The sequence below is a fragment of the Robinsoniella sp. genome, assembly GCF_034124845.1.
Genome location: NZ_JAWYAJ010000098.1, coordinates 1 through 7,740, shown reverse-complemented (window position 1 = coordinate 7,740; position 7,740 = coordinate 1). Strand labels below are relative to the sequence as shown.

Below are 7,740 nucleotides of genomic sequence, written 5' to 3'. Positions count from 1 at the left end.
GGATATAGATGACATTTCATACCGGCTTACCAAGTCAGGAGAGGAAGGTGCAGATCAGGCTCCGGAGACAGAAAATGGGCTGCCAATCGTATTCAATGAATATTGTACCACCTGGGGATGTCCGTCCCACAAGAATATCAGCAGTATTTTGGAAGCAGTCCGGGGTAAAGGATTTACCTATTTTGTAATTGACTGCGGATGGTATAAAGAAGAAGGAGTGCCCTGGGATATCAGCATGGGAGATTATGAGGTATCGAAAGACCTGTTTCCGGAGGGGCTGGCGAAGACGGTAGAAGCAATTAGAGCAGCGGGCTTAGAGCCTGGAATCTGGTTTGAAATCGAAAATACGGGCCGTGCATCCAAGGCATATCAGATGACGGAACATTTACTGAAACGGGATGGAAAAGTGCTGACCACAGATATGAGAAGATTCTGGGATATGCAGGATCCCTGGGTAGAGGCCTATCTCACAGACCGGGTAATCGGCACTTTGAAAAAATACGGCTTTACATATATGAAGATTGATTATAATGATACGATTGGAATCGGTTGCGATGGAGCGGAATCCCTGGGAGAAGCACTGCGCCAGAAAATAGAAGCAACCATGGAATTCATGGAGAAAGTGAAGGAAGAAGTTCCCGGAATTGTGCTGGAAAACTGTGCTTCCGGAGGACACCGTCTGGAGCCGGGCTTCATGCAGGCAACCAGTATGGCATCATTCTCGGATGCGCATGAATGTGTGGAGATCCCCATTATAGCAGCCAATCTCCACCGCTGCATTTTACCGAGACAGAGCCAGATCTGGGCTGTGATCCGCAAAGAAGATTCCTTAAAAAGGATCGCTTATTCCATTGCCAATACATTTCTGGGCAGGATGTGCATTTCCGGTGATGTGACGGAATTAAATACGCAGCAATGGGGGCTGATCGATGCCGGAATCGCATTTTATAAAAAAATTGCCGGGATCATTAAGTATGGAAAATCCTTCCGCTTTGGACCGGATATCAACAGCGTGCGCAATCCGGAGGGATGGCAGGGATTGGTCCGCATGGGAGAAGAGCATGATGCCTATGTGGTTTTGCATACATTTGCAGGTAAATTGCCGGAGATGATTCAGATCCCGCTGCCGGATAGCAGTGGGTGGGAGCTTGCTGACTTATATTCGGACACACAGGTAGAAGTTACGCTGAAAGAACAGACTTTGTATTACCGGCCCGCAGAAAACTTTAAAGCGGTGGCAATACTTTTGAAAAGCAGATAGGAATAGTCCCAAATATTTCATGTTAATATTCAAAAATATACAAATAAAACCCTGACAGTTTAGTTGCAGAACAGAATCTGCAAAACTGTCAGGGCTTTTCGTTTCCCCATATTATTTTAAGAAAGTGAACCTTTTCTATATCACGTTACTGGATTGCTGCAGCGGTTCATTCTGCATTTCTCTGAATTTCACAGGCGGCATGTGGTATTCCTTTGCAAAGATCCGGCAAAAATGGCTGGCATCCGAACAGTTGATTTCCGCTGCAATTTCAGAAACTGTCATATCCGTTTCTTTTAGAAGCCAGCTCGCTTTTTCCATACGCTTATGCTGAACGATCTGAGAAAAGGACAGTCCGAAGGATTTTTTGATTAAACGGCTTAAATACGAAGAGGAATAATTAAAGTGGCGGCAGACGTCTGAAAAAGTAACCGTATTGTAATTCTTCTGTATGTATTCCAGAATGCCCAGCAGCCGCTGATCACAGGAAGGTTTTTGGGCTGTAATTACATTGCGGATATGTTCCCGCAGAAGAATAATCAGTACGGTATTCAGATAATTGCTGATCATATTCTGGTGGTAAGGCTCCTTCTCACGGAACTCATCGTAAATCCGGTAAATGTAATACCGGATCAGAACATCGCTGCCGGTTCTGAAAATAATCATCGGATGGTCAGTATTACCATACAAAATACTCTTAAAATAATTAGAAAGAATACTCTGTTCCGATAATAATTCAAAAAAGATAGAATCAAATGAATTCTGCCTTATTAAAATATTAATTCCGATAAAATCATCCGAGTAGGAACAAATCTTGTGGGGAGAATTATATTCCCATAAGCAGAAATCGCCTTCCTTCAGGTGGTAATCATGGGAATGACAGGTGTGGATGCATTCTCCTTTTGCAATGTAAAATAATTCAAAGAAAGCATGGGTATGAAGACGGGGAGGCAGGAAGCGGCAGTGTTTGATTACCACGATGCTGGATTCCATTTGAAACATCTCTTCTGTAAGTACATGTGATATTTGCTCTGTTCCGCTGGAAATCTCAGGGAAAAGCTCACGGTACTTTTCTATTCGCCGTCTCCGCTCCGATTGGGAGCAATGATCTAACCCGTGCTTCATCCGGTACATATCCCGGCACACAATTTCCATAGGGTTAAATTCCATTAATTTCTCTTCGATCGTTTGTATGATACTTAAAACAGGATTTTCCATAATTTACGACGAAACCTTTCTTTGGTGGTTGAAATGACGAATCATCATAAACTTTTAAAATCATATTTTCCTTATATGAGTATTATTGTACAGCAAAACAGAAAAAGATGGAAGAGTAAATAGCAAAAAGTCATAAAAATACAATGGAGAAGAGAGATATATACAATGATTGAAAAAAGAAAAGTGCTAAAATGTGGATAATGTTACCGGAGCAGTACCAAATGGCTGCCCCGGGAACCAAAGAAGAATCAGGAGGGCTGAAAATGAAAAAAAGAAAAAAGGTAATAGCCGCTTTACTGGCGGCATCCATGGCAGCAGGACTGTGGTCAGTGCCTGGAGTGGAAGTATTAAATGTAAAAGCAGCTTCAGGAAGTGCAATCAGCAGTGAGGAATTTAAGCAGCCGGGAATGGATTACAGACCGGGCGTGCGCTGGTGGTGGCCGGGAGGTGCCGTGGATGAAACGGAACTCCAGACAGAGATCGACTATCTGGCTGTCAATGGATTTGGTTATGTGGAGATAAATCCTTTTGGTAAAATTGAGGCGGTAAACAATGATGAAGACCAGATCAAGTCCATCTATACGCCACAGTTCTATGAACTGCTGGATAAAGCAATCACCATGGCAGAAGAAAAAGATATTGTGGTAGATCTGAATATGGGCTCGGGATGGAATGCCAACAGCCAGAACGTCACACTGGAAGATTCCATGGGAAATATGGCACTTGGAAGGGTCACAATCAGCGGACAGGAACTTCAGGATAAGGGAAATGAGGCGCTTTCCCAGGAGAAATCTGCAAAAGCAATTGACCTTCCGGAATTGGAACAAAGTCTGTTCTATACCGAGAATCATCCAAAAGGGACTTTAGATGAAAGCCTGGTGGAACTTCAGGGTGTACTGATTGGGGAACTTACAGGGAATCAGGGTATGGAATTTGTTCCCGGTACTTCATTTATGGGACCTACGCCAGCATATAATGAATTTCAGACGAAAGATTCCAGTGGAGAAACCGTTACAAAGACTTACAGCAACCAGCTGGAACTGAATATGGATAACAGTTACTTTATTGATGCCGAAGATGAAATGATTCAGGAGGGACAAGTGGTGTTCAGCCAGGAAATTCTGGATAAAATAGATACAGAAAAAGATTATGAAGTGATTGCACTTTACTATCTTCCTTCCGGCGGTAAGGCAATCGACTGTGCCAATGACTGGTTTGTGGTTGATCATATGGACAGTGCCAAAGTTACGGAATACATTAATGATTGGCTGGGAGAGGCAAATTTAAATCAGATTCTTCAGAACCATCAGAATATCAGAGCCGTATTTAATGACAGCTATGAATTTTATTCGGATATGTATTACACGAAAGATCTGTACGCCCTGGCAAAAGACAGCATTACGAATGGACTGGGCTATGATTTTACAAAATATCTGCCGACTGTATATAAGCAGTACAGTGCCGCTCCTTTCTATATGGGACTTGGAACCAAGGACAGTTTCTTAACATATTCCCTGGATGCCAATGAGAAAAGCAGGATTACATATGACTATAATACGCTGGTAAATCAGAAGTTCCAGGAAGGCCTGGCTGCTTTTGAAGCTTCTGCGAACAGCTATGGGCTTTTATACCGCCAGGAAGCTTATAATCCTCCAATCGATACCATTGGCGCAGCAAAATATGTGGATATACCGGAAGCGGAGCAGGCAAACGAATTTTCTTTAATAAGAGTGGCCTCCGGTGCACATCTGTATGGCAGAAATCTGGTTACCTGTGAGCAATATACACTTGGCTGCACACCGTTTAAAAACACACTGGAACAGGTAAAAGTGGGATATGACATCATGGCAACCAGCGGCGTGAACAATTTTTTCTATCATGGATTTAATTACCGCTATGGTGCCGGCTCTGACCAATACGGAGAAGAGGGATGGTCTCCTATGCCGACTACGGGAATCAACGTTACAAAGAGCAATACCCTGTCGCCATATTTCAGCCAGATGAATGCTTATGCATCCCGCGCCAATTACCTGATGCAGCAGGGTAAAGCCAGCAAAGACGTAGCTCTGTATATGCCATTTAACGGGAGCCTATCAGAAACAGATGCGGTAAAAGCTATGAACTATAACGGATACACCTGGGATGCAGTAAATGATGACAGCATCGTTTCAGCAGATACCCAGTATACCGACGGAAAGATCCTGGTAAATGGCGGAAATATGGATTACGATGCCATTATAGTAGAGACCTCCAAGCTGCCTGTGGATACCATGATGAAACTCTCGGAAATGGCGGAAGCAGGAGCAGATATTATATTCTATGGCAATATGCCAAATGCACAGCCGGGATATGCGGATGGCAACTATGCGGCCGAGAATCAGAAAGTAGCCGACACAGCCGCAGCCATGCTGGAGAACCAGACCGGTATCCTGGCTAATTCCATAGAGGATCTGGCAGCTGTTCTGGCTAACGTCTCCACTCCGAAAGTGTCCTATGCCACAAATACAAGCCTGAGATTTAACAGGCGTACTTTAGAAGATGGCGGTGAACTGGTATATATTCGAAATATTGGAGAAAGCCAGAATGAAGTTACCCTTTTGATCAATGGGGATTATCAGAATTACTACTGGATGGATTTAAATAACGGAAACATATATGAGGCACAGGAAAATGCAGATCATACCATTACAATGACGATGAAAGCCGGCACAGATACACTGTCTTCCACCAGAAGCATGGCGGTCGCACTCCTTTGTGAACCCGCAGGTGCAGAATTTGACCAGGAGGTGTTAAGCAAAGGAATCCCGGATACCTTAGACACTGCAGCAGCAGATTATACAGAAGATGTTTCTGTAGAAAAACTTACGGTAACCGCCGATAATATTGGACAGGAAAACGGTGATTCGAAAACGGTGACTTATGCCGGCGAAGTTCTGGGAAAATGGAATGTTCCCCAATTCCAGGGGGGTGAACTGCAGAAAGTTTCGGCAGACGGCGTATATCAGGCAACTTACACCTTGAATGGGGATCTAAGCGGCAAAAAAGCAGTGCTGGACCTTGGCAATGTATATACAGCGGCAAAGGTAACCGTCAACGGCAAAGAAGCCGGAAACGTACTTTATGCTCCCTATACCCTGGATATTTCCAACTTGTTAAAAACAGGGAAAAATGAAATCCAGATAACGGTAACACCCAGAAAATATAACCGCTATAATGATGCACTGGTGGACACCGGACTGGAAGGCCCTGTTACCATGGGATTTACCCAGAAAGAACTCAATGCAATAACAATTACGAAAAACCCGGTAAAAACGTCTTATACAGCCGGAGAAGATCTGGATTTAACCGGACTAGAGGTAAGTGCGGCCTATGCAGACGGCACAACCGGCAGAATTGCCGGTTACACCATAAGTGGTTATGATAAAACAAAGTCTGGAACTCAGACCATTACCGTATCTTACCAGGGAATGACAGCTTCTTTTGCTGTAAAAGTAACGGATAAAGCAGTTCCCGTAAGCAAAGTCACATTAAATATCAGTGCTAAGACGCTGGATATAGGAAAAACAGTTCAGTTATCCACAGGTATTTACCCGGAAAATGCCTCAAATAAAAAGGTTGTTTACACCTCCAGTGATTCCCAAATCGCGGCAGTAGATGGAAATACAGGCAAAGTAACAGCAAAATCAGCTGGTAAGGCTGTAATAAAAGTAACGGCACAGGATGGAAGCAGCCAGTCAGCACAGTGTAGCATTACCGTAAAGCCGGCAAAGGTATCTTCCTTAAAAGTAAAAAGCCGCACCACAAACAGTATAGAACTGAAATGGAACAAATCAGCAAAAGCAGACGGCTATAAAATCCTGCGTTATGACAGCAGCAAGAAAAAATATGTAACAGCGGCAGATGTAAAAGGCACTAAAAATACTTACAAAGTCAGCCGCCTGAAAGGTAAAAGCGGTTCCAGATTATCACCCGGATACATTTACAAATTCAAAGTGCAGGCTTATCAAATAATTGACGGCAAAAAAGTATATGCAGACGGAGCAGTCCTGAAAACTGCAACGAAGCCCAATACCGCAGTAATTACGAAGCTGACAGGTAAATCCTCAAAAGTAACAGTCACCTGGAAAAAGCAGAGCAAGGTAAGTGGATATGAAATTTGGATGTCTGGTAAAAAAGGCAGCGGCTACAAAAAAATAAAAACCATTGCAAAAGGCAAGACGGTATCATACACCAAAAAAGGGCTGAAGAAGAATAAAAAGTATTACTTTAAAGTAAGAAGTTACCGGATAGTTCATAACCAGAAAATTTATGGGAAACTTTCTCCGGCAAAAGGATATCAGCTTTAAAATTCAGGTACAAATAGGAAATCCGTATCAGAGGCATATACTTTGTATGCTTTCTGATACGGATTTTTCCAGTCACCATTTCAGTCAGCAGACATAAATTATATAAAACACGCTCTTGAGCGCAATTTTAAATTTCGCTCTAAATCGCAGGTCTGCCGGCGATATAGGTGATGCCAATTATGAGAGAGTTAGAATATCAGAGAAATAAAGTTTTAGACTATGCAAAAAAGTGGGCTTTTGGGAGAAATCCTGCCTACCTGGATTTTGAGAAGTTGGGAGGAGATTGTACAAACTTTGCGTCCCAATGCATTTATGCAGGCAGCCAGGTCATGAATCCCACAAAATTATATGGATGGTATTATTACAGCAGCAGCAACCGTACCCCTTCCTGGACAGGTGTACAATATCTCTATAATTTTCTCACAAAAAATAAAGGGGTGGGACCTTATGCAGAAGAAGTGAAAGCAGATGAGGCAGTGCCGGGAGACATCTTACAGCTGGGAACATCCGACGGTTTCTTTTATCACAGTCCTGTCATTGTAAAAGTGACAGACCAGAATATTTTTGTGGCGGCACATACGTTTGACGCATACTTAAGACCCCTGGACAGTTATGTCTATGATCAGGTAAGGTATTTGCATATACTGGGGGTGCGGGGGTATTGATGATTTTTTCGGGATGGACGTTCTGCATAAATGGAGAAATTAAGGATAAATGGAGAAATATTATAATTGATCGGTAAGGTAAATTATAAAATTACATGTTGTTTGATAAATATAAATGCGTTATACTATGGTAAGAAGAACTGACATTGATTTTTATTTTGGATTAAGAACATGAGGATAAAGTATGTAACGCTTTTTGTTCCATACTTTCTATTGAAGCAGTACCGCAGACCCGTCAGCGGTATGCAGGGGT

At 42.8% G+C, this 7,740-nt stretch carries 4 protein-coding genes; 3 read left to right on the top strand and 1 reads right to left on the bottom strand.

Annotated features, from left to right (window positions below; genetic code table 11):
* A partial coding sequence (locus tag ACH2DQ_RS04910; protein ID WP_395025791.1) for a glycoside hydrolase family 36 protein occupies window positions 1-1,261 on the top strand: 1,261 nt, incomplete at its 5' end.
* Window positions 1,262-1,396: 135 nt separating this feature from the next.
* Here ACH2DQ_RS04910 and ACH2DQ_RS04905 read toward each other — a convergent pair.
* Window positions 1,397-2,476, bottom strand: coding sequence for an AraC family transcriptional regulator (locus tag ACH2DQ_RS04905; RefSeq protein ID WP_394910657.1), 1,080 nt, complete (start codon window positions 2,474-2,476; stop codon window positions 1,397-1,399).
* Window positions 2,477-2,739: 263 nt separating this feature from the next.
* On the opposite strand from ACH2DQ_RS04905, the gene ACH2DQ_RS04900 reads away from it, so the two are divergent.
* Window positions 2,740-6,822 (top strand): glycosyl hydrolase, encoded by a 4,083-nt coding sequence (locus ACH2DQ_RS04900; protein ID WP_394910656.1) that lies wholly within the window; start codon window positions 2,740-2,742, stop codon window positions 6,820-6,822.
* 179 nt (window positions 6,823-7,001) lie between these two features.
* Window positions 7,002-7,487, top strand: coding sequence for an amidase domain-containing protein (locus ACH2DQ_RS04895; RefSeq protein WP_394910655.1), 486 nt, complete (start codon window positions 7,002-7,004; stop codon window positions 7,485-7,487).
* Window positions 7,488-7,740: the final 253 nt, after the last annotated feature.